The following is a 24502-nucleotide window of genomic DNA, read 5'->3' as shown; positions in this document are numbered from 1 at the left end:
AGGGGGCGGAATGCCAATCGGCTGAACAGTCGCACAAAACGGGCTTTATTTGCGCCATGTAATAACCGCGCGGTGCGCGAGCATAAAAAAACCCCGCCGAAGCGGGGTTTCTTTGCGACAGTTAATCGGGAGAGACGATTAACGCAGCAGGGACAGCACGTTCTGAGTAGACTGGTTAGCCTGTGCCAGAACAGAGGTGCCAGCCTGTTGCAGGATGTTGGCACGGCTCATGTTGGACACTTCGGTCGCGTAGTCAGCATCCTGGATACGGGACTGAGAAGCGGACAGGTTGTTCACGGTGCTGTTCAGGTTGTTGATAACAGAATCGAAACGGTTCTGTACCGCACCCAGGGAAGAACGCAGGGAGTCAACCTGAGACAGCGCTTTGTCCAGGGTTGCCAGCGGATCGGCAGTTTTTGGATCGGTGGACTGCTGCGCGCCTTTGGTCACTTTACCGGAAGCGTCTACGGTCGCTTTGAAGTAAGCGTCGTTGCCGTTATCGTCTTTGCCTTTAACCACATAGCCAGATTTGCCGGCTGGGTCGGTGTAAGTGCGCAGTTCATCGCTACCGCTCAGGCCGCTGATGTTGGTGGTGCCAACTTTAACCTGAGTCTCTTCTTTCAGGCCAGCAGTTGGTTTGGTTGCTGCTGCAGTAGAGTCCCAAGTTGCTTTGCCTGTCGCGTCTACGGTTGCATCATAGATGCCACCATCGGTAGATTTTACGAAGTAGTTGACTGTACCGGTGCCATCGTCAGCAGAGTACAGTTTGCCATCGCTGGTTTTTGGCGTTGTGCCTTTGCTGTCTGCAGCGATAGTCGGCGCGCCCATTTTATCAACGGCGGTCAGTTTAGTGGTGCCAATTTTAGTGGTATCGATAGGATCGGCCACGCTGAACTTATCCAGACCCAGAGTTTTAGCGTTGATGTCTTTCAGTTCGATATCGATGGTTTCGCCGTCGTTCGCGCCAACCTGGATGGTCAGTTTCTGATCTGCGCTCAGTACTTTCACGCCGTTGAAATCAGTCTGCTCGGAGATGCGGTTGATTTCAGACAGACGCTGAGAGATCTCGTCCTGGATGGACTGCAGGTCGCTGGAAGAGTTGGAACCGTTCTGAGACTGTACGGTCAGACGACGGATGTTCTGCAGGTTGTCGTTAACTTCGTTCAGTGCGCCTTCAGTGGTCTGCGCCAGGGAGATACCGTCGTTGGCGTTGCGAGAAGCCTGAGTCAGGCCCTTGATGTTCGCGGTGAAACGGTTGGAGATAGCCTGACCCGCAGCATCGTCTTTCGCGCTGTTGATACGCAGACCGGAAGACAGACGCTCAATCGCAGTACCCAGAGAAGACTGAGATTTGTTCAGGTTGTTCTGCGCCATCAGCGACAGGCTGTTAGTGTTAATTACTTGTGCCATTGTTTGCTTTCCTTACGAGTCAGTTGCGTTCTTCGCAACACAGTTAAAAGGTTCGGGCTTGTTTGCCCACGGCGTCAACCACCGTCCCCTCAGGTATCGGCCCTCCCCTAACAACCTTTAGCAATTTTTTAAAATTTTTTGCGCCAGGGGCAATGGCGGAAATAACGCGGTTTTTCCCTCCTCTATTGCGCCATCGTTTTTTTGTTTTTTTCGGTAAACTTTTTCATCACTGGGCCGATAACGCGTAAAGCGAATAAAGTCATTATCAAGGAGAAGCACGAATGGCATCGATCAGTTCATTAGGCATCGGCTCAGGACTCGACCTTAACGGTTTGCTCGACAAGCTGACCAAAGCGGAACAGCAGCGTCTGACGCCGTACACCACCCAGCAGACCAGTTACAACGCCCAGCTAACCGCTTACGGCACGCTGAAAGGCGCACTGGAGAAGTTTGACAATCTGAGCAAAGACCTGGCCAAGCCAGAGTTCTTCAACAACACCACCGCCACCAAGCACGATCAGTTTACCGTGAGCACCACCGACAAGTCGGTGCCGGGCAACTACTCGATCGAGGTGCTGAAACTGGCGCAGCCGCAAACGCTGACCACTCAAACGCCGATCGCCGACCAGCAGGCCAAGCTGGGCACGCCGGGCAGCAACGATCGCTCTATCAGCATCACCGCCGGTGACCCGCCGAAAGAGACCAAGATCCCGCTCGGTGACGATCAGACTTCACTGGTCGAAATGCGCGACGCCATCAATAAGTCGAAATCCGGCGTTACCGCTAGCATCATGCGCGTCGGCGACAATGACTATCAACTGGCATTGAGCTCCACCACGCCAGGCGAAAAAAACACCATTGCGGTACAGGTCAATAACGACGACAAGCTCGGCGCCATCCTCAACTACGATCCTAAAAATCCGCCGAAAGATGGCAGCACCGCGATGAAACAAACCGTGCCCGGGCAGGATGCGGAAATCGTCGTCAACGGCACGAAAATCAAGCGCAGCACCAACTCGATCGCCGATGCCTTACAGGGTGTCACGCTCGATCTGAAGAGCACCACCAAGTCCGGCGAACCGCAAAACCTGGTGATCGGCATCGACAAGAGCGGCAGCGCCGACAAGATTAAAGAGTGGGTGGATAACTACAACTCGCTGCTGGACACCTTTAATTCGCTGACCAAATACACGCCGGTCAAAAGCGGTGAAGCGCAGAATGCCAAGAACGGTGCGCTGCTGGGCGACAATACCCTGCGCGGTATCCAGTCCTCGATCAAAAGCGCCCTCAGCTCGGCGCAGGACAACCCGGAGTTGAAAGGCCTGGGCAACCTCGGCATCACCACCAACGTCAAAACCGGCAAGCTGGAAATCGACAGCACCAAGCTGAACAAAGCCATCGACGAAAAACCAGACCAGGTCGCCAACTTCTTCGCCGGTAACGGCAAAGACACCGGTATGGCCACCGAGATCCACAACGAGATCCAGAGCTACATCAAATCCGGCGGCATCATCGAGAACTCGACCAAGAGTATCAACACCAACCTCGATCGCCTGAACATCCAGATCACCACGGTCACGGCCAGCATTCAGAACACCATCGACCGCTATAAGCAGCAGTTCGTTCAGTTAGATACCATGATGTCTAAATTGAGCGGCACGGGTGACTATTTAAAACAGCAATTCTCGGCAAAGTGATCCCTTAACCAAGTAACAGGTAAAGAAACAACATGTATAACAGAAGCGGCACTCAGGCCTATGCACAGGTCAGTCTGGAAAGCGGCGCCATGAGCGCCAGCCCGCACCAGTTAATCGTGATGTTGTTCGACGGGGCGCTCAGCGCCCTGCTTCGCGCACGCATCCTGATGAACCAGGGCGATATCGCCGGCAAAGGTCTGGCGCTGTCCAAAGCCATCAACATCATCGACAACGGCCTGAAAGGCGGCCTCGACCCTCAACAGGGCGGCGAGATCGCCGAAAACCTGGCGGCGTTGTACGACTACATGAAGCGTCGGTTAATGCAGGCCAACCTGCATAACGACGAGGCGGCAATCGCCGAAGTGGTCAAACTGCTGGAGAACATCGCCGATGCCTGGCGCCAGATCGGCCCCAACTACCAACCTTCGCAGGACGCCGTGTAATGGAACGTCAACAGCAGCTGTTAGCCGCTTATCAACAAATTTACAGCCTGAGCAGCCAGATGATCGCGCTGGCGCAAACCGGGCGCTGGGAAGAGCTCGTCGAACTCGAATTCGCCTACGTGACGGCGGTGGAAAAAACCGCCGCCTTTACCGGGCAAGCCGGCCCGTCTATGGCCTTGCAAGAGATGCTGCGCAATAAGCTGCAACAGATCCTCGACAACGAAACCGAGCTCAAGCGTCTGCTGCAGCAACGCATGGATGAGTTGAAAACGCTGATCGAGCAGTCCACGCGCCAGAACGTGGTCAACAATACCTACGGCCAATTTCATGACCGCGCGCTGTTGCTGGGGGAACCACAGGTCCGATAAGATCGACAATACTGACGAAAATGGATTAAATAGCACCATGCGCTATTACTCTCGGGTTACGTTAGGATATTAATCTATGGCATTTGAATTATTCAGTTTATGGGTAATTGGTAAAATGCGCGCTTCGAGCCTGGCTCTCACTTTAATGGATAAGCATCATCCCGACACGGACGTTTTCTGTTCAGCAGGAAATTGATTTTTGATAGATAAAACACGCCGCTGTGTTTCACAGCCCATGGAAAAATGTTGCTCCAACGCGGATCAAAGCGTAAAGATATTCCCAGATAATGGCTGCGAAATGAATATCGATGGAACGTACAATTAATCTCTGTCCAGGAATTGGTGCCTCAGCGCACATCGTTCAGCATACTGAATTATTATTCCCTTCAGTCTATTTTGAGCAACCACATCTGTATCTGATACAACAAGGCCATAAGCGCGTACGCTGGCAACAACACGAAGTGGTGGCTCATCCCGGCGAGCTGTTGATTATCGACGGGGGACAAACGGTGGATATTATTAACGGCCCCTCCGAAGAGGGCGTGTTCAGCTGTCAGTTGTTGACCTGCGACCCTCTGCTGCTCACTCTTCAGCCTCCGGCCGAGGAAACGCCGGCGCCGATGCCGTTCGATGCCGTCCTGGCGCTGCGCAATCTGCCCTGCGCCCTGAAGCACAGCTTTGAGACCACCAGCCTGGCGCTGGCGCTCCGGCAGCGTTTTCCCACCATCATCGTGCGGCACAAAATGCTGGAAATTCTGCTGTGGCTGGCCCAGTTCGGCATTCGCTTCATCCACAACGAAGCCAAAGACCTGACGCAGCGCGTGCGCCGCTGCCTGGCAACCGATCCGCACAGCATTTGGACCGCAGCCAAAGTCGCGGAGAGCCTGTCGATGAGTGAAGTGATGCTGCGCCGCAAACTGTCGATGGAAAATACCGCGTTGCGCAACCTGATGATCGACGTGCGCATGAGCAGTGCGCTGGCCCTGCTGCAATCCACCGACTGGCCGATATCCGCCATCGCACAACATGTCGGCTATGAAAGCGCGTCGCGTTTCGCCGAACGTTTTCGCAAGCGCTTCGGCTTTGCCCCTACCGCCATTCGCGGCCACCAAAGGATTATGGAACCTGGCCCCCTGGGGGCCGAAGCGATAGCCGCCGGAGAAACATAAATAGACGCGCAACAAAATGGCTTTATTTAGCACAGGTTCCTAACAGTTGTCACAACGCTGAGATAGGCTACGCAACGTCGAACCGCCGAAGAGCAAATTAAACGATGCGTAATGAAAAGCGATTATTTTCTCTGGCAATAATGTTGTTGGGGCTGTGGCTTTTAGCATTGCTGTATGAAGAAGACATGATGCGCTTACTTGCCGCACAATAAAATGGCCAGGCTTTTATCGCCTGGTCAGACTTCAGTCCAGTTTAACCAGAATGCCAATTAATACGGCGAGTACCGTCAGCATTAAAATACTGATCAGACGCCATCTGGATTCGCTTTTCGTGCTCATTGACCTGCCTCGAATAATAACCCTACTAATCAGGCCATAATAAACGGTCACCTGGGCATTCAATAAGCCTGACAGCGCCGTTTTCGTCCCTCTATTCGTTACATTAGCGCCCATTCCCTGTCAGTTGCGGCTCCGGCCCTTAGCGTTGTGATACCAACGGCGCCACAAGCGCCAATTTCCCCGGCAGCTCCGCCACCAGTTTGTCCACCGCCAGTCGCACCTTGAGCGGCTGATAAGGCATATAGGGCCATACCACATTCACCGGAAAACTGAGGCTGGACTCACCGCGCATGATCTCCACCAACGTCCCCGCCGCCAGCCGATCGCGGACCAGCCACTCCGGCAGCCAGGCAATACCGGCACCGGCGGAAACAGCATCGACGATCCCCTGCATGTCATCCATCATCATCTTGGCCGGTGGCCTGAACGATTGCAGCTCGCCGTTTTCGCCGCGAAGTTGCCAGGGCAACACCGCCCCCGCGTGCAGATACCCCACCGCCTGATGTCGGCTTAACGCGTCCACCGTGCTCGGTTCTCCGCTGCGCCGCAGGTAGTCGGGCGAAGCGCACAGGAGCATGCCGTGTTCACCCAGGCGCCGGGCAACCAGACTGCCGCTGTCCGCCAGCTCGCCGATGCGTACCGCCAGATCGAACCCCTCATCGACCAGATCGATCCTGCGGTCGCTGAACGAGATTTCCAGCGTCAACAACGGATGCTCATTCGCCAGCGCCGTCAGCAAGGGGGCGATGCACAGGTGGCCGAACAACACCGGCACCGAGACCCTGAGCCGGCCGCTGACCTGCATCTTGCCGCTGTCCAGCTGATTTTCCGCCGCCTGTATGTTCGCCAACGCCTGCCGACAGTGCTCGTAGTACAGCGCCCCTTCATCCGTCAGGCTCAGGCTGCGCGTAGTGCGCATAAATAACATCACGCCGAGCCGCGCCTCCAGCCGCGACACGATTTTGCTGACCGCGGAGCGCGTCAGATGCAGTTTTTCTGCGGCGGCGGCAAAACTGCCGCCTTCCGCCACGGCGACAAAAGCCGGCAGCGCGCTGAGATCGCTTTTCATTTTACCGCTTCCAAATTGGAATCAATTAAGTGAAAACCTATCACCACTGGTGAACATCAAGCAATGATAACCTGCAGTCATTCCGGAATTCCCGGTGAAAACCACAGATGATCGTCAGAGGACAACCACATGAAAAAAATACTGGTGCTCAAATCCAGCATTATGGGAAACGACTCGCAGACCAATAACCTGATTGACCGCTATCTGGCGGAGCGTCGGGCCAAAGGACACGAAGATAAAATCGTCGAGCACGATCTGACGGCGTTGGATCTGCCGGTATTGGACGGCGAGCTGTTCAGTGCGCTGCGCGGCGCGGAAAACACCCGCCCACGCGCCCAAGCGGCGGTGGCGCTGTCCGATCGGCTGATTGCCGAACTGAAAGGGAGCGATCTGCTGCTGGTCGGGGCGCCAATGTACAACCTCAACGTACCGACCCAGCTGAAAAACTGGTTCGATCTGGTGGCCCGCGCCCGGGTAACGTTCAACTATACCGCCACCTACCCGGTCGGGTTGGTCGAGGGCGTCAATGCACTGGTATTCAGCTCACGCGGCGGCGTACACGCCGGCCAGCCGACCGACGCCGTGACGCCCTACCTGCGGTCGGTGCTGGGGCTGATGGGGATCGGCGACGTGCAATTTATCTATGCCGAAGGGCTGGATATGAAACCGCACGGCCTCGCACAGGGACTGGCGAACGCCCACGAACGGATTGCGGAATTGGCGGACTGAGGCCTTTTCGATGTTGCTGACTCTGTTTGTCATCGGCCCTTTTGCCCTCCTGTTAGCCGTCGAGATCCGTCGCTTTTGGCGACGGACCCGGCTCTGACAGGTGGCACAGACCGAACGTCACACCGGCATATTCATAATATCTTGGTAGGCCGCCACCAGCTTGTTGCGCACCTGCACGCCCAGTTGCAAAGAGACCGACGATTTCTGCAGATCGACCATCACATCGTTCAGGCTGATGCCCGGCACGCCCAGTTCAAAATCCTGCGCCTGCTTGCGCGCCGTTTGCTGGGTCTCGCTGATCTTGCCGAGCGCCGCGGTCAGTTCGCTGGCGAAGCTGACGCCCTGCGGCGCCGCATTCTGCCCCATTTTGCCGGCCTGAACCGCCATGGTCTGCATCTGCTGCAGTACTCCTTCAATGCCCTGAATCGCCATCTGATCCTCAATCATCTCGTCTCGCCGGGTGACGTTTCACCCTGCACTTCTCCAATGATGCACACCCTAGCACAGCGTTTTCAGAGCTAAAGCGGCTAATTAACTGCAAAAAACCCGGCTTATCGGGCAATCAGAATCGTCTGATAAGGCGAATAATGGCCTGCCCAGAAATGGGAGCGCCGCTATTTAGAAGATATGTGTATCAGGGAGTCTGTTTTGTCACACAACGCTAACCATACCGTTCATCAGCCTGGCAGGGAGCTGCTCAGCGGCCCGTACGGGATCGTGAGCGCCATTGAAGGACGAGACCTAAAATGAGTGCTTCGATAACCGCCGGCGAAAGCCGCGACAACGGCCTGCAGGCCATCTGGAATCGTCTGCGCGCCAACCCGAAAATTCCGTTGCTGGTCGCCGCTTCCGCCGCGATCGCGATCGTCGTCGCGCTGCTGTTGTGGGTGAAAAGTCCCGACTACCGCGTGCTGTACAGCAATCTGAACGACCGCGACGGTGGCGCCATCGTCACCCAGCTGACGCAGATGAATATCCCTTACCGCTTTGCCGAGAATGGCGCAGCGCTGCTGATCCCGGCGGAAAAGGTGCATGAAACCCGCCTGCGCCTGGCGCAGCAAGGGCTGCCGAAAGGCGGCGCCGTCGGCTTCGAACTGCTGGATCAGGAAAAATTCGGCATCAGCCAGTTCAGCGAGCAGATCAACTATCAGCGTGCCCTCGAGGGCGAGCTGTCGCGCACTATCGAATCGCTGGGGCCGGTACAAAACGCCCGCGTTCACCTGGCGCTGCCTAAACCTTCGCTGTTCGTGCGCGAACAAAAATCCCCTTCCGCGTCGGTAACGCTGACCCTGCAACCCGGACGTGCGCTGGATGATGGCCAGATCAACGCCATCGTTTATATGGTGTCGAGCAGCGTCGCCGGCCTGCCGCCGGGCAACGTGACCGTGGTCGATCAGGCTGGCCGTCTGCTGACGCAGTCCGACGGCACCGGGCGCGATCTCAACGCCTCGCAGCTGAAATACGCCAACGAAGTGGAAAACGGCTTCCAGCGCCGCATCGAAGCGATCCTCGCCCCGGTGGTCGGCAGCGCCAACGTGCGCGCGCAGGTCACGGCGCAAATCGACTTCGCCACTCGCGAACAAACCGATGAACAGTACCAACCTAACCAACAGCCTGACAAAGCCGCTATCCGCTCTCAGCAAACCAGCCTGAGCGAGCAGATCGGCGGGCCACAGGTAGGCGGCGTGCCGGGCGCACTGTCTAATCAGCCAAGCGCGCCGGCCACGGCACCGATTGAGACCGCCAAGCCGGCCACCACCGCAGGCAACAATGCCAACGCCAACGCCACCGCGCAAAACGCCGCGACCACCCGCAGCGCGGCGGCCAGCGGCGTACCGCAAAATACCCGTCGCGACGCGACCACCAACTACGAGCTCGACCGCACCATTCGCCATACCCAGCAAAAAGCCGGCACCGTGCAGCGTTTGTCGGTCGCCGTGGTCGTCAACTATCTGGGCACCGATAAAGACGGCAAACCGCAGCCGATGAGCAAAGAGCAGCTGGCGCAGATCGAAGCGCTGGTGCGTGAAGCGATGGGCTACTCCAGCAGCCGTGGCGATACCCTGAACGTGGTCAACACGCCGTTTACCGACAGTCAGGTGACCGGTGGCGAACTGCCGTTCTGGCAAAGCCAGTCGTTTATCGATCGTCTGATCGACGCGGGCCGCTATCTGCTGGTGCTGCTGGTGGCCTGGCTGCTGTGGCGCAAACTGGTGCGGCCGCAGCTGCAACAGCGCCAGGCGGCGCAACAGGCCGCCGTCGCCGCCGCCAACGCCCCTGCCGCCAAACCGGTCGACAGCAGCAAACCGAGCAACGAGGAGCTGGCGCAGCGTCGTAAATCGCAGCAGCGCGTCAGCGCAGAAGTCCAGAGCCAGCGGATCCGCGATCTGGCTGACAAAGACCCACGCGTGGTCGCTCTGGTAATCCGCCAATGGATGAGTAACGAGATATGAGCCTGACCGGAACCGACAAAAGCGCCATCCTGCTGATGACGCTGGGTGAAGATCGCGCGGCGGAGGTGTTCAAACACCTCTCCTCGCGCGAAGTACAGCTGCTGAGCGGCACCATGGCCGGCATGAGCCAGGTTTCGCACAAACAGCTCGGCGAAGTACTGACCGAGTTTGAAGACGACGCCGAGCAATACGCGGCGCTGAGCGTCAACGCCAGCGACTACCTGCGTTCGGTGCTGGTCAAAGCGCTGGGCGAAGAGCGCGCCGCCAGCCTGCTGGAAGACATTCTCGAATCGCGCGAGACCACCACCGGCATGGAAACGCTCAACTTTATGGAGCCGCAGAGCGCTGCCGATCTGATCCGCGACGAACACCCGCAGATCATCGCCACCATTCTGGTGCACCTCAAACGCGGCCAGGCGGCAGATATCCTGGCCCTGTTCGACGAACGCCTGCGCAACGACGTGATGCTGCGTATCGCCACCTTCGGCGGCGTACAGCCGGCGGCGTTGGCGGAGTTGACCGAAGTGCTGAACAACCTGCTCGACGGCCAGAACCTCAAGCGCAGCAAAATGGGCGGGGTGCGCACCGCCGCCGAGATCATCAACCTGATGAAAACCCAGCAGGAAGAAGCGGTCATCGACGCGATGCGCGAATACGACGGCGAGCTGGCGCAGAAGATCATCGACGAGATGTTCCTGTTCGAAAACCTGGTGGAGGTCGACGATCGCAGTATCCAACGCCTGCTGCAGGAAGTGGAAGGCGAGTCGCTGCTGATTGCGTTGAAAGGCGCCGAGCAGCCGCTGCGCGAGAAGTTCCTCAAGAACATGTCGCAACGCGCCGCCGACATCCTGCGCGACGATCTGGCCAACCGTGGGCCGGTGCGCATGTCGCAGGTGGAGAACGAGCAGAAAGCCATTCTGCTGGTGGTAAGACGCCTGGCGGAAAGCGGCGAAATGATCATCGGCGGCGGCGAGGACACCTATGTCTGATCGCATTAACACCCTGCCCTGGCAGCCCTGGTCGCTCAACGACCTGGGCGAACAGAAACCGGCTGTCGAGCTGCCGCAGTTGCCGGATCTCGAACTTGACGATCCGTCGCCGGACGCACAGGCCGAATTGCAGCAGCAGTTGGCGACGCTGCGCCTGCAGGCGGAGCAACAGGGCCAGCAGTTGGGCTATGCCGACGGCCAGCAAAAAGGCTATGAGGCCGGTTTTCAGTCCGGACTGGAGGAGGGCCGCCAGCAAGGGCTGCTGGAAGCGCAACAGCAGCAGCAGCCGCTGACCGCCCACTGGCAGCAGCTGGTCACCGAATTCCAGCACACGCTGGACGCGCTCGACAGCGTGATCGCTTCGCGGCTGATGCAGCTGGCACTGACCGCCGCCAAACAGGTGCTGGGCCAGCCGCCGGTATGCGACGGCACCGCCCTGCTGGCGCAGATCCAACAACTGATCCAACAGGAACCGATGTTCAACGGCAAGCCGCAGCTGCGGGTGCACCCGGACGACTACCCGCGCGTCGAGCAGCAGCTGGGGGTCACCCTCAGCCTGCACGGCTGGCGCCTGCTGGCGGACGGCGAGCTGCACCCGGGCGGCTGCAAGGTCAGCGCCGAGGAAGGCGATCTCGACGCCAGCCTGGCAACGCGCTGGCATGAACTGTGCCGCCTGGCGGCACCGGGAGAAGTCTGATGACCGCGCGTCTCGGCCGCTGGCTGAGCTCTCTGGATACGCTGGAAAAACGCATCGCGCGCGCGCCGACGGTGCGCCGCTATGGTCGCCTGACCCGTGCGACCGGGCTGGTGCTGGAGGCTACCGGCCTGCAGCTGCCGCTCGGCGCGACCTGCCTCATCGAACGGCACGACGCCGGTGAGGTGCAGGAAGTGGAAAGCGAAGTGGTCGGCTTCAACGGCCAGCGGCTGTTCCTGATGCCGTTGGAAGAAGTGGAAGGCATCGTGCCGGGCGCGCGGGTTTACGCCCGCATCGCGCCGGAAGGCCAAAGCGCCGGCAAACAGCTGCCGCTCGGCCCGGCCCTGTTGGGACGGGTGCTGGACGGCAGCGCCAAACCGCTCGACGGCCTGCCTTCACCGGAAACCGGTTACCGCGCGCCGCTGATCACCGCACCGTTCAACCCCTTGCAGCGCACGCCGATCGAGCAGGTGCTGGACGTGGGGGTGCGCACCATCAACGGCCTGCTGACCGTCGGCCGCGGCCAGCGTATGGGCCTGTTCGCCGGCTCCGGCGTCGGCAAGAGCGTGCTGCTCGGCATGATGGCCCGTTATACCCAGGCGGATGTGATCGTCGTTGGCCTGATCGGCGAGCGTGGCCGCGAGGTCAAAGACTTTATCGAGAACATTCTCGGCGCCGAAGGCCGGGCGCGCTCGGTGGTGATCGCCGCGCCGGCGGACGTGTCGCCGCTGCTGCGCATGCAGGGGGCGGCCTACGCCACCCGCATCGCCGAAGATTTCCGCGATCGCGGGCAGCATGTGTTGTTGATCATGGATTCCCTCACCCGCTACGCCATGGCGCAGCGTGAGATCGCCCTGGCCATCGGCGAGCCGCCGGCGACCAAAGGCTATCCGCCTTCGGTCTTCGCCAAGCTGCCTGCGCTGGTGGAACGCGCGGGCAACGGTATCAGCGGCGGCGGTTCCATCACCGCCTTCTACACCGTGTTGACCGAAGGGGACGATCAGCAAGACCCGATCGCCGACTCGGCGCGCGCAATTCTCGATGGCCACGTGGTGCTGTCCCGGCGCCTGGCGGAAGCCGGCCACTACCCGGCGATCGACATCGAAGCGTCAATCAGCCGCGCCATGACGTCGCTGATCGACGAAGAGCATTACCGCCGGGTGCGCACCTTCAAACAGATGCTGGCCAGCTATCAGCGCAACCGCGATCTGATCAGCGTCGGTGCCTACGCGGCGGGCAGCGATCCGTTGCTGGACAAAGCGATGACGCTGTATCCGCAGATGGAAGCTTACCTGCAACAGGGCATCTTTGAACGCAGCGGCTATGATGAAGCCTGTCAACAGCTGCAGCAGTTGATTGTTTAACGTCACCAGAGGCGCACAGCGATGAAATCACAATCCCCCCTGATTACCCTGCGAGATCTGGCGCAGGATGCGGTGGAACAGGCCGCGCAACAGCTGGGCCAGGTACGGCAGGCGCAGCAGGCGGCAGAGCAGCAGCTGTCGATGCTGCTCAACTATCAGGACGAATACCGCCAGAAGCTGAATCATACGCTCTGCGACGGCATGGACAGCTCACGCTGGCAAAACTACCAGCAGTTTATCGGCACGCTGGAACAGGCCATCGACCAACACCGCCAGCAGCTGCTGCAGTGGGGGCAGAAAGTGGATCATGCGGTGAAGCAATGGCAAGACAAACAACAGCGGCTGAACGCTTTCGAGACCCTGCATACCCGCGCTCTGACGGCGGAGCAGCAGCAGGAGAACAAACGGGATCAAAAACTGATGGATGAGTTCGCTCAACGCAGTGCACAAAGGAATATCAACCCATGAATCTGAACGCCCTGCCCGGCCTGGCCTTACCCGGCGACGCCGGCGGCCTGGCCGAACTGACGTCGGCGCTGGATGAGAGCCAGCTGTCGTCCGCTTTCGCCCAGCTGCTCGGCGCCCGTTTCGCGCCCGCCGCCGACGGCAAACAGCCGCCGGTCGCGCTGAGCGCGGACGAAGAACGCGCCCCGGCCCTGAGCCGCAACCAGCTCAATCAACTGCTGGCCACCTTCGGCGAGCGCGGCGGCCTGCTGCCGGGCCAGACGGCCTCAGCCGACGCGCTTTCACCTGAAGGCGCCGAGGACGAAGCGCCCGCCGCCGGCGACAAACCGGCGCAGCCGCCGATCGCCGCCGCCAAAGAGCTGGATGCCGCAACGCTGCAGGCGCTGTACGCCATGCTGCCGGCCGCGATCGTCGCCCAGGCGCAACCGGCCGAAGGCCAACGCTCGCTGCCGGTGGATAGCGCTGACGAGGCGACTGCGCTGCAGCCCGGCAATGGCCTGCTGAACATCGCGGCGGCCGGTGATAAAACCGCCGCGCGTTCATCGGCATCCCCCGCTCCCTCGCTGACGGAAGCGAAAACGTCGGCTACCGACGGCGATAATGCCAAGGCGGCGCTCCCGCAACCGACCAACGGCGAACGTGCAAGCACCGCACAGCCGCTGCCGGCGAGCGATGCGCAGCAGCCACCGACGCTCAACCACGCCGTCGCCCTGGCCGCCGCCAGCCCAACGCAAACGGCCGCTCCTGCCAGCGCACTGGTGACCGCACCGCCTGCGCCGCAGCTCAACGCGCAGCTGGGCAGCCCGGAGTGGCAGCAGGCGTTGAACCAGCAGGTGCTGATGTTCCACCGCAACGGCCAGCAAAGCGCCGAGCTGCGCCTGCACCCGCAGGAACTGGGCGCCTTGCAGATCACGCTGAAACTGGACGATCAGCAGGCGCAGCTGCACATCGCCTCCGCTCACGGTCAGGTGCGTGCGGCAGTGGAAGCGGCGATGCCGCAGCTGCGGCACGCGCTGGCGGAGAGCGGTATCAACCTGGGGCAGAGCAGCGTGGGCGGCGAGTCCACTCCGCAATGGCAGCAGCAGGCGCAACAGCAGGCTTCCAACGGCCAGGGGCGTTCCAGCTATGCTGAACATCATGGCGGTGACGGCGCAGCCGCCGAGGGCGTCAGCGCACCGGCGGCGCTGCAGCGTATGGCCAGCGCGGTCAACGGCGTCGATATTTTCGCCTAAGCCGCCGCAAACGCCCAAGCTGGCACCCATTTGCGCGTCTATTCAGGCTATTGCACGCCGCAATAGACGCGATAATACCTTTACATGTCATGCGTGCGGCCTTGCCGCGCGCTATGCCCGCCGCCTCGCCGGCCGCGGGTGGAACAACAGGAATTAGATTTCGCTATGTCTCAGAACTCCCTTCCGGCAGCACCGAAACGCCCCCTTCTGGTCATCCTGCTGGTCTTGATCAGCGTCGTCGCCTGTGGCGCCGCGGGCTACAGCTGGTGGCTGCTGCAACAGCATAAAAACGGTGCCGAACCGGCCGCTGCCAAACAGCAACCGCCGGCCGCGCCGGTGTTCATGCCGCTCGACACCTTTACCGTCAACCTGGTGACGCCGGACAACAACCCGGATCGCGTGCTGTACATCGGCCTCACGCTGCGTCTGCCGGACGAAAGTACCCGCCGCCAGCTGAACGATTTTCTGCCGGAAGTGCGCAGCCGTCTGCTGATGCTGCTCTCCCGTCAGGAAGCGAGCCAGCTGGCCAATGAACAAGGGAAGCAACAGTTGGTGGCGCAGATTAAGGACGTGCTCAGCCCGCCGCTGGTTAAGGGACAACCGAAGCAGGTGGTCAGCGACGTGCTGTTCACCGCCTTCATACTGCGGTAATCACTATGGGCGATAGCATTCTTTCACAGGCAGAGATCGACGCCTTGCTCAACGGCGACAGCGCGGGTGATGAACCCGAAGCGATAGTCGGCAAAGAGAGCGAGGTCAAGCCTTACGATCCGAACACCCAGCGCCGCGTGGTGCGCGAGCGTCTGCACGCGCTGGAAATCATCAACGAACGTTTTGCCCGGCAGTTCCGCATGGGGTTGTTCAACCTGCTGCGCCGCAGCCCGGACATTACCGTCGGCCCGATCAAAATCCAGCCGTATCACGAGTTCGCCCGCAACCTGCCGGTGCCGACCAACCTGAACCTGGTGCATCTGAACCCGCTGCGCGGCACCGCCCTGTTCGTGTTCGCGCCGAGCCTGGTGTTCATCGCCGTCGATAACCTGTTCGGCGGCGACGGCCGCTTCCCGACCAAGGTCGAAGGCCGCGAGTTCACCCCGACCGAACAGCGGGTGATCAAGCGCATGCTGCGCCTGGCGCTGGACGCCTACGGCGACGCCTGGAGCGCCATCTACAAGATCGACGTAGAGTACGTGCGCGCCGAAATGCAGGTGAAGTTCACCAACATCACCACCTCGCCGAACGACATCGTGGTCACCACGCCGTTCCAGGTGGAGATCGGCGCGCTGACCGGCGAGTTCAACATCTGCATTCCGTTCGCGATGATCGAACCGCTGCGCGAGCTGTTGACCAACCCGCCGCTGGAAAATTCGCGGCAGGAAGACAGCCACTGGCGCGAAACGTTGGTGAAGCAGGTGCAGCACTCCGAACTGGAGCTGATCGCCAACTTCGTCGATATCCCGATGCGGCTGTCGAAAGTCCTGAAGCTGCAGCCGGGCGATGTATTACCGATAGACAAGCCGGAACGCCTGATCGCCCATGTGGACGGCGTACCGGTTCTGACCAGCCAATACGGCACGTTGAACGGGCAATATGCCCTGCGTGTTGAACATTTGATTAACCCTATTTTGAATGCTCTGAGTGAGGAACAGCCCAATGAGTGATCCTAAGCAACCGTCTGGCGAAGGAAAGGAATCCGTAGACGATCTGTGGGCTGATGCGTTTAACGAGCAGCAGTCGACAGAGAAATCCGGCGCGAGCACCGAAGGGGTGTTCAAGTCGCTGGAAGCTCAGGATGCGCTCGGCAGCCTGCAGGATATCGACCTGATCCTGGATATTCCGGTCAAGCTGACCGTGGAACTGGGGCGCACCAAGATGACCATCAAAGAGCTGCTGCGCCTGTCGCAAGGCTCGGTGGTGGCGCTGGACGGCCTGGCCGGCGAGCCGCTGGACATCCTGATCAACGGTTACCTGATCGCACAAGGTGAAGTGGTGGTGGTGGCCGACAAGTTCGGCGTGCGCATCACCGACATCATCACCCCGTCCGAACGCATGCGTCGACTGAGCCGCTGATGACCGTTGCGGCGCCCGTTACCGTCCAAAGTACCCAACAACCTGCCGCGCCGGCCTTGCCGGCCGGTTCGGTGTTGATGCAGGTCAGCAGCGCGCTCGGCGGCATTCTGCTGCTGATCCTGCTGGCCGGTTGGCTGTTCCGCCGGCTGGGCTTCGCTCCGCAGGCGCGCAACAACAAGCTGCTCAACCTGCGCGCCAGTTGCCAGGTCGGGCAGCGCGAGCGCGTGGTGGTGGTGGAGGTCGACGATACCTTACTGGTATTGGGCGTCACCGCCCAGCAGATCACCCCGCTGCACACCCTGCCCGCCCCGCCGAAAGACGAGGGTGCGGCCGATACGGCGACGCCGGCGGACTTCCGCCAACTGATGCAAAAAGTTCTGAAACGCCCGGAAAAATCGGCATGACTTCGACTCTTCATACCCTCGTCCGCCGTCCGGCGGTTTGGCTCCCTGCCGCCCTGCTGTTCATCAGCCCGGCGGCTTTGGCGCAACTGCCGGGGCTGATCAGTCAGCCGCTGGCCAACGGCGGCCAAAGCTGGTCGCTGCCGGTGCAGACGCTGGTGCTGTTGACCTCGCTGACCTTCCTGCCCGCCATGCTGCTGATGATGACCAGCTTTACCCGCATCATCATCGTGCTCGGGCTGCTGCGCAACGCGCTGGGCACCCCGTCGGCGCCGCCGAATCAGGTGATGCTGGGGCTGGCATTGTTCCTGACCTTCTTCATCATGTCGCCGGTGTTCGACAAGGTCTATCAGGACGCCTACCTGCCGTTCAGCCAGGACAAGATCGGGCTGGAGGTCGCGCTGGATAAAGGCGCGCAGCCGCTGCGCGAATTCATGCTGCGCCAAACGCGCGAAACCGATCTCGCGCTGTACGCCAGGCTGGCCAATCAGCCGCCGCTGGCCGGCCCGGAGGCGGTGCCGATGCGCATCCTGCTGCCCGCCTACGTCACCAGCGAACTGAAAACCGCCTTCCAGATCGGCTTTACGGTGTTCATTCCGTTCCTGATTATCGACCTGGTGGTCGCCAGCGTGCTGATGGCGCTGGGGATGATGATGGTGCCGCCGGCCACCATCTCGCTGCCGTTCAAGCTGATGCTGTTCGTGCTGGTCGATGGCTGGCAGCTGCTGCTCGGCTCGCTGGCGCAGAGCTTCTATTCGTAACCCCCGATCGGAGAACGCGAGATGACACCTGAATCGGTTATGGCGCTCGGCACCGAGGCGATGAAAGTGGCGCTGGCGCTGGCCGCGCCGCTGCTGCTGGCGGCGCTGATCAGCGGCCTGGTGGTCAGCCTGCTGCAGGCCGCTACCCAGATCAACGAAATGACGCTGTCGTTCATCCCCAAAATTCTGGCGGTGGTGGCCACCATCATCATCGCCGGCCCCTGGATGTTGAACCTGCTGCTGGACTACATGCGCACCCTGTTCAGCAACCTGCCCACCCTGATCGGCTAACCGTGCTCACCTTCGACAGCGCCCAGCTCACCGTCTGGCTCAGCCACTATTTTTGGCCGCTGCTGCGCATTCTGGCGCTGATAAGCACCGCGCCGATATTCAGCGAAAAGCAAATCAGCAAAAAGGTCAAAATAGGCCTTGGCGGGCTGATCGTCATCCTGATCGCGCCGACGCTGCCCGCCAGCAATATCCCGATCTTCTCCGCCGCCGGCCTGTGGCTGGCGATTCAGCAGATTCTGATCGGCGTGGCGCTGGGATTGACCATGCAGTTCGCCTTCGCGGCGGTGCGCCTGGCGGGCGAAGTGATCGGCATGCAGATGGGCCTGTCGTTCGCCACCTTCTTCGATCCCAGCGGCGGCCCGAACATGCCGGTGCTGGCGCGCCTGCTCAACCTGCTGGCGATGCTGCTGTTCCTCAGTTTCGACGGCCATCTGTGGCTGATTTCGCTGCTGGCGGACAGCTTCCACACCCTGCCTATCCAGACGCAGCCGCTGAACGGCAACGGCTTCCTGGTGCTGACCCAGGTCGGCTCGCTGATCTTCATCAACGGCATGATGCTGGCGCTACCGCTGATCTGCCTGCTGTTAACGCTGAACATGGCGCTCGGCTTGCTCAACCGCATGACGCCGCAACTGTCGGTCTTCGTGATCGGCTTCCCGGTCACCATGACCTTCGGCATCATGACGCTGGGCATGATGATGCCGATGTTAGCCCCGTTCTGCGAGCATCTGTTCGGTGAAATCTTCGATCGGCTGGCGGCGGTGATCGGCGGCATGACCTTCTAAGCCCCTGCGCAGCCCCTTCCTTCCCCCCGTTTTCGCCTGAGACAAAATGGCAATAAAAACGCTTTCTTGGGACAAAAGCCTGAGAAACGTCTTTTATCCGGATTAAGGTTCAAATGTCTCCGGTGGCTTGAATAAATAAAACCCCGACCTAGAATAGACCCGGTAACAAAAAAATATCGCCTTGCACCTCCTTATTTTTCGCAGCGATAAAGTACGTTTATCTCGAGTAAAAAATAAGAATAACGCAGTCACGCATTGTTAAATGCGCGACAGATAACTTACACCCAGAATAAATGCGTCCGGCAGCCTGCCGGCTGCAGGGCGCAGCATCGACCTTTGCTAACCACAGGAGCGAGATCATGATTAAAGCGAAAAGCAACCGCAAAGCACGCCGGTTATTCGGTTTGACCCACTGGAAAAGCAACAAGTTTAGAGTTTCTTTTACCGAGACGGCCGACGGCGGAAAATGGAAAGTAGAGAAGAAAAAGAAATAGCACCACTATTTATCGTCAGGGAAATAATATCCATCGCGATTTTTCCGCCACTGATTTCAATCATGCCGTTGCGCATTAAACAGGGGTGACAATCGTATTATTTCTTCCCTGATGAAAAAAAGGCGCGTCACTCAGTCAGTAGTGGGAGAACGAGTGACGCGCCAAACGAGTGCGCCCGGTTTCAAGAAGCCTTCCTCCCCGCGGGGCGGAGAGGACGTTTTCTAAGCGCACTAAAGGGAAACCCGTCGCGGTCAGGCAACGGGGTCTTGCTCTTAACGATTCATCTGGAACAGCGACATGCCCTGCATATCGCTGAAGGTTTTATACGACGCCTGCAGCGCCGCCTGCTGCATAAAGTAAGACGAAATAGACTCGGCCAGATCGGCATCCGTCAACGCGCTCATCTGGACCTGGTTGGTCATGTCGCGCTCTTTGCCGATGCTGTCCAGCTGATCCATCTCCTGCAGCTGGCTGCCCAGCTCGGCGCGCACGCTCAGCACGTTGTTGTATGAGTTGTCCAGGCCGCGGTTGGCTTTCGCCAGCGCATCGTTCACCTGCTGCTTGGTGGCCTCATCGGCGCCCTGCAGCGGGGTTTTCAGCGCGTTCAGCGCGATATCGATACTCTCGAATACGTTGCTGACCGGCGCGCTGCCGTCCGGCTCAGGCTTCGGGTTGCTGGTCAACGACATGAACACCGCGTTGCCGGTATGGCCGATGGTCATGGTGCGGTTGGCGTCCACTTTCTGCTGAACCGTCTTGTCGCCGCCCTGATAGCTGACGGTGCCACCGTTGTCGACGAACGGCGCCTTGTCGTTCACGTATCCGCCGAACATATAGCGGCCGTTGCCGTCGGTGCTGTTGGCCTGGTTCAGCAGCTGATCTTTCAGCCCCTGCAGCTGGGTGGCCAACGACTGGCGGTCGTTATCGCTTTCGGTGCCGCCGGCGCTGACGATCAGCGCCTTCATGTCCGCGATGGTGGACGTCGCGCCGGCCAAGACCGTTTCTTCCATCGACACGCTTTGGCGAGCGAAAGTCCGCGCCAGCGTGTATTGGCTGTTTTCCGCCTGCGACTGCGACAACATCACCGCGCGCGACGCCGCCAGCGGATCGTCGGACGGGTTGATCACCCGCTTGCCCGAGGAAAGCTGCTCGGCGGCCTTCATGAACAGCGACTGGTTGCCCGTGATGCCGTTCATGTTCTGTTGGTACATCATGCTGGTGCTCATGCGCATGCTGTGGGTTCCTTACTCTGAGCGACCGGCGCCGTTATCGGCGCCGGTTAACAATGAAATCAACGAATATTCAGCAGCGCGTCGAACAGCGAGCTGGCGGTCTGAATCACCTGCGCGTTGGCCATGTAGTACTGCTGGAAACGCAGCAGCTCGCCGTACTCTTCGTCAAGGTTAACGCCGGACATCGACTGCTGTTGCTCGCCCAGCTGGGTCACGATCTTGGCCTGCGAAGTGGCGATGGCCTTGGCGGCAGCGGTCTGGTTACCGACGCCGCTGACGATGCCGGCGTAAGCACCGCTCAAGGTCGCCTTGCCGTCCACCAGGTTTTTGGTCTGCAGATCCAGCAGCTTCTTGGCGTTTTCGTTATCGCCGCGGCCGCTGTCGTCTTTACCGGCGGCGGCGATCTTGGACGAATCGGTGATGGCCACTTTCAGGTTGCCCGCCACGTCGCTGACCGGCTTCACGGTGAAGCTGTCTTTAGCCTGCGCATTGCCGTCGATGCTCACTTCCAGCCCATCGAAGTTCAGCGTCGGTTTGCCGTCGGCGCTGGTGCCCGGCGTGGCGTTGACTTTCACGTTGTCCGGCAGGCGGCTGACCTGCCAGTTGCTGCCGTCGAACTCGACGCGATAATCGTTGGCCTTCACCTTGCCGGTGTCGGTGTAAGCGACCGACAGCGACGCGTCGCCGGTGTTGCGGGTGTTATCCACCACCCGGCCGCCGCTGAAGCTGAAGAAGTCGCCGCCTGCGTCGCCGTTCAGGTCGAAACCGGCGCGATGCTGCTGGTTAAAGCTGTCCGCCATCGCCAACGCCAACTGGCCCAGCTGATTGCGCACGCCGTCCAGCGTCTCGCTGCGGAATTTCAGCACGCCGCTCAGGCTGCCGCTGGTGATCTGGCCTTCCGGCACTTCGCTGGCGCCATTGCCACGGTTATAACCGATGGTCAGGCGGGAAGGATCGCTGCTGGAAGGCATCGCCTCCACCTGATAAGTGTTGCTGCCCTGCACCAGGGTCAAACCGTTGGCGAAGGAGACGGTATAAGCGTCGCCATCCTGCTGCGTGACCTGCACGCCCACCAGCTGATTCAACTCGGTAACCAGCTGATCGCGCTGATCCAGCAACGCATTCGGCTCGCCGCCGGCGCTGCCGCGCAAACGGGTGATCTCGTCGTTCAGCTTGGCGATCTGTTGGCCGTAGCTGTTGATCTGCTGCGCCGTATCGCTGATCTGCTGATTGACGCCGTTGTCCATGTCGCGCAGGAATTTGTCGGTGTTGTTGAACTGGTTCACCAGGCCATTGGCCTTGCCCAGCACCGTCTGGCGCGCGGCGTCGTCACCGGCGTTGCTCACCAGGTTCTGCAGGTTGGTGAAGAAATCCTGCATGTTGGTCGACAGCGGGTTGGTTTTGCTCGCCAGCAGGTTGTCTATCTGCGAAATCTTCTCGTAATAGGCGTTTTGCGCCCCGAAGGCGCTTTGCGCACCGCGCAACTGGTTGGTGATGAACTGGTTGTACTCGCGGTTGACGCTGGTGACGGTCACACCGTTGCCGATAAAGCCGCTCATGGTGGCCATGCCGCCGTTCTGCGCCAGGATCGCGGTCTGGCGGTTATAGCCCGCCACGTTGTAGTTGGAGATGTTGTTGCTGACGGTACTGAGCGCCACCTGAGCCGCATTCAGCCCGCTCATCGCGGTATTGATTAAGCTATTGGACATCGGAATTCCTTATGCTGCGGCGCCGGTGGCCCACAGGGTTCTAATTGAGCTGCTGAGCCTGTTCGCTCAGCCTGTCTCGGTTATCGGCAAAAATGAGAAGAACTTGAGGAAAAAAAGCGGCAATGCGGTCAGCATCCAGCCAGCCTTCATTACCGCCTATCCCCTCAATAATTGGCGTCGCAGCAAGGCGACAAGCAAGGGCGTCCCCGGGAGCCTGGTTAAGCCAAGTGACCGGGGCGAACTTATGCAGTCAACGCCGCTGCGGCGTCAAGCCTGACGGGGATTTAGAACAAATCTTTCAGATCGTGGGTATACGCTTTGACCGCCTGTTCCCCTGCGTTCTTCATCTGCTGAATCACGCTGACCAGTTTGCTGGCGTACTGCGGGTCGGTGGCGTAGCCGGCGCGTTGCAGCGCATGCGCCGCCTGCTCCGGGCTGCGCGCGGCGGCCACGTCGGCGTAGCGCGGGTTGTTGGTCAGCAGCTTGACGTAATCGGCGATCGCCTCGACGTACGAGCCGTAGACGCGGAACTTCGCCTTCACCTTCTTCGCCGCGCCCTGTTCGAACTCGGTGGTGGTGATCTCCGTCACCGGCCCGTTCCAGCTGCCGCCGGCCTTGATGCCGAACAGGTTGTAGCTCGGCGTGCCGTCCGAGGTCGGGATCTCGCGCTGCCCCCAACCGGACTCCAGCGCCGCCTGCGCGACGATCAGCTGATGCGGAATGCCGCTCTGCTGGCTGGCGACCTTCGCCGGTATCGACAGGCGAGCGACGAAGTTGCCGTTGTTGAGCGACAGCGGCGCGGCGGCCGGCGGGGCTTTCGGCATCGCGCGGCGCACCATCTGCTCCAGCGCCTGGTTCGGCAGCGTTTGCAGCACCTCGTTGTCCAGCGCCATCGGCGACAGGCCCGCCGTTTCACTCGGCACAGTATTGGCGTTGCTCATCTGCTTGACCATCATGTCGGCCAGCCCCAGCCCTTTTTGCGACATCTGCTGGGCGATTTGCTGGTCGTACATCGAGGTATAGAGCCGCGTTTGATCGCTGCTCAATACCCCATCCTGCGGCAAGGCAGAGCGCATGCTTTTCAGCATCATCTGCACGAACATGCCTTCCACCTGCTGCGCCACCTGCTTGAGGTTGCCCTGCGGGTCGGCCGCCGCATCGCGCTTCAGACCGTTCAGCGCCTGGGCGTCATAGGCCGCGCCCGACATCGCCATCAGATCGCCGGCCATCAGATGATTTCCAGTTTGGCGCGCAGGCAGCCGGCGCTCTGCATCGCCTGCAGGATCGACATCAGATCGATCGGCGTGGCACCCAGCGCGTTCAGCGCGCGGATCACGTTGTTCAGGTTGGCGCTGGCGTTCACCTTCTGCAGCGATCCGCCCTGCTGTTGCACCGAGATCTGGGTGTTTGGCGTCACCACCGTCTGGCCGCCGCCGAACGGCGTCGTCGGTTGGCTGACGGTGTTCTGCCGATCGACCACCACCGACAGGTTGCCCTGGGCGACGGCGCAAGAGTCGAGGATCACATCGCGGTTCATCACCACCGAACCGGTGCGCGAGTTGATGATCACTTTGGCATCCATCGCCCCGACGTTGACGGTGATGTTTTGAATCTCCGCCAGGAAGCGCACCTGAGAGCTGTTGCCCTGCGGCACCAGCACCTGGATCGTGCGGGCGTCGAGCGGCGTCGCGGTGCCGCCGCCGCGTTGGCGGTTGATGGCGTCGCTGATCTGCTGCGCCAGCGTGAAATCTTCGTCGTTCAGCTGCAGGTTGAGAACGCCGCCGCTGCCGAAGGTGGTCGGCAGCTCGCGCTCGATGGTGGCGCCGTTGCTGATGCGCCCGCCCGCCAGCTGGTTGACCTGCACGCTGCTGCCGCCGGCCGCCGCACCCGCGCCGCCGACCAGCACGTTGCCCTGCGCCAGCGCATAAACCTGGTTATCCACGCCTTTGAGCGGCGTCATCAGCAGGGTGCCGCCACGCAGGCTCTTGGCGTTGCCCATCGAAGAAACCACCACGTCGATGTTCTGCCCGGCGCGCGAGAACGGCGGCAGTTTGGCGGTTACCATCACCGCCGCCACGTTTTTCAGCTGCATGTTGGTGCCTGGCGGCACGGTGATGCCCAGCTGCGACAGCATGTTGCTCAGGCTTTGGGTGGTAAACGGCGTCTGCATGGTCTGGTCGCCGGAGCCGTCCAGCCCCACCACCAGGCCGTAGCCGATCAGGGCGTTGTCTCGCACGCCCTGCACCGTCACCAGATCGCGGATGCGCTCCGCCGCCGCCGGCAAGCACACCAGCCCGACGCACAGCGCGATAAACCATTTTTTCAGCATCAGTCAATC

At 60.3% G+C, this 24502-nt stretch carries 28 protein-coding genes; 20 read left to right on the top strand and 8 right to left on the bottom strand.

All coding sequences use genetic code 11. The features are described 5' to 3' along the window. Positions 1-138: 138 nt before the first annotated feature. Complete coding sequence (locus ACUXAC_RS04550) at positions 139-1410, bottom strand: FliC/FljB family flagellin (protein WP_102984498.1); 1272 nt, start codon at positions 1408-1410, stop codon at positions 139-141. Positions 1411-1527: 117 nt separating this feature from the next. Further along, positions 1528-1698 carry a hypothetical protein gene (locus tag ACUXAC_RS04545; protein WP_225528669.1) on the bottom strand — a complete coding sequence of 57 codons (171 nt, stop codon included), beginning with the start codon at positions 1696-1698 and terminating at the stop codon, positions 1528-1530. Between ACUXAC_RS04545 and fliD the strand changes: the two genes are divergently transcribed. From fliD to ACUXAC_RS04525, 4 genes are all read left to right on the top strand, one after another. Continuing rightward, positions 1692-3107 carry a flagellar filament capping protein FliD gene (gene fliD, locus ACUXAC_RS04540; protein WP_084827653.1) on the top strand — a complete coding sequence of 472 codons (1416 nt, stop codon included), beginning with the start codon at positions 1692-1694 and terminating at the stop codon, positions 3105-3107. The genes ACUXAC_RS04545 and fliD overlap by 7 nt on opposite strands. A 32-nt stretch (positions 3108-3139) precedes the next feature. After that, positions 3140-3550, top strand: coding sequence for a flagellar export chaperone FliS (gene fliS, locus ACUXAC_RS04535; protein ID WP_038876901.1), 411 nt, complete (start codon positions 3140-3142; stop codon positions 3548-3550). Beyond that, positions 3550-3918 (top strand): flagella biosynthesis regulatory protein FliT, encoded by a 369-nt coding sequence (fliT, locus tag ACUXAC_RS04530; RefSeq protein ID WP_038876898.1) that lies wholly within the window; start codon positions 3550-3552, stop codon positions 3916-3918. Before fliS ends, fliT begins: the two co-directional genes overlap by 1 nt. A 308-nt stretch (positions 3919-4226) precedes the next feature. Beyond that, complete coding sequence (locus tag ACUXAC_RS04525) at positions 4227-5087, top strand: helix-turn-helix transcriptional regulator (protein ID WP_060420825.1); 861 nt, start codon at positions 4227-4229, stop codon at positions 5085-5087. A 478-nt stretch (positions 5088-5565) separates the two neighbouring features. Here ACUXAC_RS04525 and ACUXAC_RS04520 read toward each other — a convergent pair whose 3' ends face one another. Beyond that, a complete protein-coding gene (locus ACUXAC_RS04520) occupies positions 5566-6495 on the bottom strand; it encodes a LysR family transcriptional regulator (RefSeq protein ID WP_102984495.1) in 930 nt (309 codons plus the stop codon). A gap of 129 nt (positions 6496-6624) precedes the next feature. Here ACUXAC_RS04520 and ACUXAC_RS04515 point away from each other — a divergent pair, with 129 nt between their 5' ends. After that, a complete protein-coding gene (locus ACUXAC_RS04515) occupies positions 6625-7224 on the top strand; it encodes an FMN-dependent NADH-azoreductase (RefSeq protein WP_197782430.1) in 600 nt (199 codons plus the stop codon). 117 nt (positions 7225-7341) lie between these two features. On the opposite strand, the gene fliE is transcribed toward ACUXAC_RS04515, so the two are convergent. Continuing rightward, the gene (fliE, locus tag ACUXAC_RS04510) at positions 7342-7656 is read right to left on the bottom strand and encodes a flagellar hook-basal body complex protein FliE (protein WP_025159836.1); all 315 of its coding nucleotides are present in this window, start codon (positions 7654-7656) and stop codon (positions 7342-7344) included. Between the two features lie 314 nt (positions 7657-7970). Between fliE and fliF the strand changes: the two genes are divergently transcribed. The 14 genes from fliF (at position 7971) to sra (ending at position 19223) form a co-directional block, all read left to right on the top strand. Beyond that, entirely contained in the window at positions 7971-9677 is a 1707-nt protein-coding gene (gene fliF, locus ACUXAC_RS04505) for a flagellar basal-body MS-ring/collar protein FliF (RefSeq protein ID WP_070914639.1), read from the top strand. Next, entirely contained in the window at positions 9674-10666 is a 993-nt protein-coding gene (gene fliG / locus ACUXAC_RS04500) for a flagellar motor switch protein FliG (RefSeq protein WP_060420814.1), read from the top strand. Before fliF ends, fliG begins: the two co-directional genes overlap by 4 nt. Then, entirely contained in the window at positions 10659-11363 is a 705-nt protein-coding gene (gene fliH / locus ACUXAC_RS04495) for a flagellar assembly protein FliH (RefSeq protein WP_038876881.1), read from the top strand. Before fliG ends, fliH begins: the two co-directional genes overlap by 8 nt. Further along, positions 11363-12724 carry a flagellar protein export ATPase FliI gene (gene fliI / locus ACUXAC_RS04490; protein ID WP_004934781.1) on the top strand — a complete coding sequence of 454 codons (1362 nt, stop codon included), beginning with the start codon at positions 11363-11365 and terminating at the stop codon, positions 12722-12724. Before fliH ends, fliI begins: the two co-directional genes overlap by 1 nt. A gap of 21 nt (positions 12725-12745) precedes the next feature. After that, positions 12746-13192: a flagellar export protein FliJ gene (fliJ, locus tag ACUXAC_RS04485; RefSeq protein ID WP_033647768.1), complete on the top strand. Its 447-nt coding sequence runs from the start codon at positions 12746-12748 to the stop codon at positions 13190-13192. Further along, positions 13189-14421, top strand: coding sequence for a flagellar hook-length control protein FliK (locus ACUXAC_RS04480; RefSeq protein ID WP_060420811.1), 1233 nt, complete (start codon positions 13189-13191; stop codon positions 14419-14421). The genes fliJ and ACUXAC_RS04480 overlap by 4 nt, the downstream gene beginning before the upstream one ends. Positions 14422-14586: 165 nt before the next feature. Further along, on the top strand, positions 14587-15072 hold the full coding sequence (fliL, locus tag ACUXAC_RS04475; protein WP_004934797.1) for a flagellar basal body-associated protein FliL: 486 nt from the start codon (positions 14587-14589) through the stop codon (positions 15070-15072). Positions 15073-15077: 5 nt separating this feature from the next. Beyond that, positions 15078-16082 (top strand): flagellar motor switch protein FliM, encoded by a 1005-nt coding sequence (gene fliM / locus ACUXAC_RS04470; RefSeq protein ID WP_025303254.1) that lies wholly within the window; start codon positions 15078-15080, stop codon positions 16080-16082. Continuing rightward, the gene (gene fliN / locus ACUXAC_RS04465) at positions 16075-16491 is read left to right on the top strand and encodes a flagellar motor switch protein FliN (protein ID WP_038876868.1); all 417 of its coding nucleotides are present in this window, start codon (positions 16075-16077) and stop codon (positions 16489-16491) included. The genes fliM and fliN overlap by 8 nt, the downstream gene beginning before the upstream one ends. After that, complete coding sequence (gene fliO / locus ACUXAC_RS04460) at positions 16491-16895, top strand: flagellar biosynthetic protein FliO (protein ID WP_049271775.1); 405 nt, start codon at positions 16491-16493, stop codon at positions 16893-16895. Before fliN ends, fliO begins: the two co-directional genes overlap by 1 nt. After that, a complete protein-coding gene (gene fliP, locus ACUXAC_RS04455; protein WP_025303257.1) occupies positions 16892-17653 on the top strand; it encodes a flagellar type III secretion system pore protein FliP in 762 nt (253 codons plus the stop codon). Before fliO ends, fliP begins: the two co-directional genes overlap by 4 nt. A 21-nt stretch (positions 17654-17674) precedes the next feature. Then, positions 17675-17944, top strand: a complete 270-nt coding sequence (gene fliQ, locus ACUXAC_RS04450) for a flagellar biosynthesis protein FliQ (protein ID WP_004934803.1) — start codon at positions 17675-17677, stop codon at positions 17942-17944. 2 nt (positions 17945-17946) lie between these two features. Further along, the gene (gene fliR / locus ACUXAC_RS04445) at positions 17947-18729 is read left to right on the top strand and encodes a flagellar biosynthetic protein FliR (RefSeq protein WP_033632754.1); all 783 of its coding nucleotides are present in this window, start codon (positions 17947-17949) and stop codon (positions 18727-18729) included. A gap of 359 nt (positions 18730-19088) precedes the next feature. Continuing rightward, entirely contained in the window at positions 19089-19223 is a 135-nt protein-coding gene (gene sra, locus ACUXAC_RS04440) for a stationary-phase-induced ribosome-associated protein (RefSeq protein ID WP_087763075.1), read from the top strand. Positions 19224-19495: 272 nt separating this feature from the next. Here the strand turns inward: sra and flgL are convergent, their stop codons facing one another. Both flgL and flgK read right to left on the bottom strand, forming a co-directional pair. Continuing rightward, positions 19496-20455, bottom strand: a complete 960-nt coding sequence (gene flgL / locus ACUXAC_RS04435; RefSeq protein ID WP_060420803.1) for a flagellar hook-associated protein FlgL — start codon at positions 20453-20455, stop codon at positions 19496-19498. A gap of 59 nt (positions 20456-20514) precedes the next feature. Further along, positions 20515-22164, bottom strand: a complete 1650-nt coding sequence (gene flgK / locus ACUXAC_RS04430) for a flagellar hook-associated protein FlgK (RefSeq protein WP_070914637.1) — start codon at positions 22162-22164, stop codon at positions 20515-20517. Here flgK and ACUXAC_RS04425 point away from each other — a divergent pair. Beyond that, complete coding sequence (locus ACUXAC_RS04425; protein WP_343180751.1) at positions 22157-22441, top strand: hypothetical protein; 285 nt, start codon at positions 22157-22159, stop codon at positions 22439-22441. The two genes, flgK and ACUXAC_RS04425, sit on opposite strands and share 8 nt — an antisense overlap. Positions 22442-22448: 7 nt before the next feature. On the opposite strand, the gene flgJ is transcribed toward ACUXAC_RS04425, so the two are convergent. Together flgJ and ACUXAC_RS04415 are read right to left on the bottom strand one after the other, a co-directional pair. Further along, entirely contained in the window at positions 22449-23393 is a 945-nt protein-coding gene (flgJ, locus tag ACUXAC_RS04420; protein ID WP_049200258.1) for a flagellar assembly peptidoglycan hydrolase FlgJ, read from the bottom strand. After that, complete coding sequence (locus ACUXAC_RS04415) at positions 23393-24493, bottom strand: flagellar basal body P-ring protein FlgI (RefSeq protein WP_004934816.1); 1101 nt, start codon at positions 24491-24493, stop codon at positions 23393-23395. The genes flgJ and ACUXAC_RS04415 overlap by 1 nt, the downstream gene beginning before the upstream one ends. Positions 24494-24502: the final 9 nt, after the last annotated feature.

The sequence above is a fragment of the Serratia sp. 121840015-1 genome (assembly GCF_053627655.1).
Note: the sequence above shows the minus strand (reverse complement) of the source record. Positions and strands in the feature narration are given on the sequence as shown.

Excerpts from the sequence above, each read along its gene's own strand:
- ACUXAC_RS04515 (WP_197782430.1), top strand. The coding sequence starts at position 6,625 with ATGAAAAAAATACTGGTGCTCAAATCCAGCATTATGGGAAACGACTCG.
- fliM (WP_025303254.1), top strand. The coding sequence starts at position 15,078 with ATGGGCGATAGCATTCTTTCACAGGCAGAGATCGACGCCTTGCTCAAC.
- fliN (WP_038876868.1), top strand. The coding sequence starts at position 16,075 with ATGAGTGATCCTAAGCAACCGTCTGGCGAAGGAAAGGAATCCGTAGAC.
- fliH (WP_038876881.1), top strand. The coding sequence starts at position 10,659 with ATGTCTGATCGCATTAACACCCTGCCCTGGCAGCCCTGGTCGCTCAAC.
- fliQ (WP_004934803.1), top strand. The coding sequence starts at position 17,675 with ATGACACCTGAATCGGTTATGGCGCTCGGCACCGAGGCGATGAAAGTG.
- sra (WP_087763075.1), top strand. The coding sequence starts at position 19,089 with ATGATTAAAGCGAAAAGCAACCGCAAAGCACGCCGGTTATTCGGTTTG.
- fliE (WP_025159836.1), bottom strand. The coding sequence starts at position 7,656 with ATGGCGATTCAGGGCATTGAAGGAGTACTGCAGCAGATGCAGACCATG.
- fliG (WP_060420814.1), top strand. The coding sequence starts at position 9,674 with ATGAGCCTGACCGGAACCGACAAAAGCGCCATCCTGCTGATGACGCTG.
- fliT (WP_038876898.1), top strand. The coding sequence starts at position 3,550 with ATGGAACGTCAACAGCAGCTGTTAGCCGCTTATCAACAAATTTACAGC.
- fliF (WP_070914639.1), top strand. The coding sequence starts at position 7,971 with ATGAGTGCTTCGATAACCGCCGGCGAAAGCCGCGACAACGGCCTGCAG.
- ACUXAC_RS04415 (WP_004934816.1), bottom strand. The coding sequence starts at position 24,493 with ATGCTGAAAAAATGGTTTATCGCGCTGTGCGTCGGGCTGGTGTGCTTG.
- fliP (WP_025303257.1), top strand. The coding sequence starts at position 16,892 with ATGACTTCGACTCTTCATACCCTCGTCCGCCGTCCGGCGGTTTGGCTC.
- fliI (WP_004934781.1), top strand. The coding sequence starts at position 11,363 with ATGACCGCGCGTCTCGGCCGCTGGCTGAGCTCTCTGGATACGCTGGAA.
- fliS (WP_038876901.1), top strand. The coding sequence starts at position 3,140 with ATGTATAACAGAAGCGGCACTCAGGCCTATGCACAGGTCAGTCTGGAA.
- flgL (WP_060420803.1), bottom strand. The coding sequence starts at position 20,455 with ATGCGCATGAGCACCAGCATGATGTACCAACAGAACATGAACGGCATC.
- ACUXAC_RS04525 (WP_060420825.1), top strand. The coding sequence starts at position 4,227 with ATGGAACGTACAATTAATCTCTGTCCAGGAATTGGTGCCTCAGCGCAC.
- fliD (WP_084827653.1), top strand. The coding sequence starts at position 1,692 with ATGGCATCGATCAGTTCATTAGGCATCGGCTCAGGACTCGACCTTAAC.
- ACUXAC_RS04545 (WP_225528669.1), bottom strand. The coding sequence starts at position 1,698 with ATGCCATTCGTGCTTCTCCTTGATAATGACTTTATTCGCTTTACGCGT.
- flgK (WP_070914637.1), bottom strand. The coding sequence starts at position 22,164 with ATGTCCAATAGCTTAATCAATACCGCGATGAGCGGGCTGAATGCGGCT.
- ACUXAC_RS04520 (WP_102984495.1), bottom strand. The coding sequence starts at position 6,495 with ATGAAAAGCGATCTCAGCGCGCTGCCGGCTTTTGTCGCCGTGGCGGAA.
- fliL (WP_004934797.1), top strand. The coding sequence starts at position 14,587 with ATGTCTCAGAACTCCCTTCCGGCAGCACCGAAACGCCCCCTTCTGGTC.
- fliJ (WP_033647768.1), top strand. The coding sequence starts at position 12,746 with ATGAAATCACAATCCCCCCTGATTACCCTGCGAGATCTGGCGCAGGAT.
- fliO (WP_049271775.1), top strand. The coding sequence starts at position 16,491 with ATGACCGTTGCGGCGCCCGTTACCGTCCAAAGTACCCAACAACCTGCC.
- ACUXAC_RS04480 (WP_060420811.1), top strand. The coding sequence starts at position 13,189 with ATGAATCTGAACGCCCTGCCCGGCCTGGCCTTACCCGGCGACGCCGGC.
- ACUXAC_RS04550 (WP_102984498.1), bottom strand. The coding sequence starts at position 1,410 with ATGGCACAAGTAATTAACACTAACAGCCTGTCGCTGATGGCGCAGAAC.
- flgJ (WP_049200258.1), bottom strand. The coding sequence starts at position 23,393 with ATGGCCGGCGATCTGATGGCGATGTCGGGCGCGGCCTATGACGCCCAG.